At 44.6% G+C, this 1,523-nt stretch carries 2 protein-coding genes; both read left to right on the top strand.

Features of this window, described 5'->3' with window-relative positions; all coding sequences use genetic code 11:
• Positions 1 to 595, top strand: a 595-nt coding sequence (locus ACTHUT_RS20325; RefSeq protein WP_440419608.1) for a hypothetical protein, incomplete at its 5' end; no start/stop codon positions are given.
• A complete protein-coding gene (pgeF, locus tag ACTHUT_RS20330) occupies positions 592 to 1,362 on the top strand; it encodes a peptidoglycan editing factor PgeF (RefSeq protein WP_250600333.1) in 771 nt (256 codons plus the stop codon). The genes ACTHUT_RS20325 and pgeF, both read left to right, overlap by 4 nt.
• Positions 1,363 to 1,523 lie beyond the last annotated feature (161 nt).

A 1,523-nucleotide genomic window follows, 5' to 3' on the forward strand; every position in this document is an offset into this window, starting at 1 on the left:
GTCAAATAATATGAATATAGAAATGTTTAATTTGTTATTTTCCAAATTAATGATAGAAAATTTGGGAACAATAGAAGATGGGTTGAAAACAAATGATGAAATCGGTGCAGTTCTCAGAATCCATTTAATCTGCGAGCAGTTTTTGGAACTCTATATATGTAGCATTTGCAACCAAGAAAAAATGTTTTGGTTTCAAGAGAGAAAAGATAAGGAAGAACAGAAAATCACAATCAGTTTCGATCATAAACTAAAAATGGCTAAAACTTTAGGACTGCCTGATTGGGGATATAAAATTTTTACAAATGTAAATACAATTAGAAACCGCCTCGCCCATCGAATCGGACAACAAATAGACCAAGGAAAATTCGAAAGCATTCAGAATACTGTTGAATCAGATATTGAGCCTCTTCAGTTTTTTAATGTTCCATTAGAGCAAGCTGGTATTGAAACGTACTCTGAAACGGGGCAAATATCATCTAAACTGAATTGGAGTGAATGTTCCACACTCCATCAAAAATTACTTATATATATTTATTACACTCTAATATCTCTAACAGAGTATTTAAATCTCCCTAAAACCCCAACTACCCCATGAAAACCATCACAGATACCCTAAACCTCGCCCCGCAAGGCAAGAACTTTTTGACTGCCGACTGGCCTGCCCCTGCCAATGTCAAAACGCTTATTACCACGCGCAACGGCGGTGTCAGCGAAGGCGTGTACCGCAGCCTGAATGTCGGTTCGCACGTCGGCGACAATCTGGAAGCCGTACTCCGCAACCGCGAAATCGTACAGGAACAAGTCGGCCTGCCCGTTGCCTACCTTAATCAAATCCACAGCACCATTGTTGTGAATGCCGCAGAAGCATTAGGTAATACGCCTGATGCCGATGCTTCGGTTGATACGACGGGTACGGTTGCCTGCGCCTCAATGACTGCCGATTGCCTGCCTGTCTTATTTTGCGACAAAGCAGGTACAGTTGTTGCGGCGGCTCATGCAGGTTGGCGCGGTTTGGCCTGTGGCGTTTTGCAAAATACCATTGCGGCAATGAATGTCGAGCCACTGGAAATCATGGCCTATCTCGCCCCTGCCATCGGCCCTGATGCGTTTGAGGTGGGGCAAGATGTATTTGATGCGTTTTGCACCCCCATGCCGGAAGCTGTCGATGCGTTTGAAGACATCGGCGGCGGCAAATACCTTGCCAACATTTACGCTTTGGCGCGTATGATTCTGCATCGCGAAGGCGTGAACATGATTTATGGCGGCACCCATTGCACTGTCTTGGAACGCGATACTTTCTTCTCCTACCGCCGTGACGGACAAACCGGCCGCATGGTCAGCCTGATTTGGTTGGAAAAATAAGATTTGCACCATCAAAGACAAGGCCGTCTGAAAGACTTTCCGTTTACGGTTTCAGACGGCCTAAACATTATTCGTTATAATCCGACGATACCGTAACCGGTTTCAACGAAGGAATATCCAATGAAAAAAATCCTATTGCCTGCACTCGCCCTATTGCTTGC

The organism is Neisseria sp. P0022.S010, from assembly GCF_051956635.1.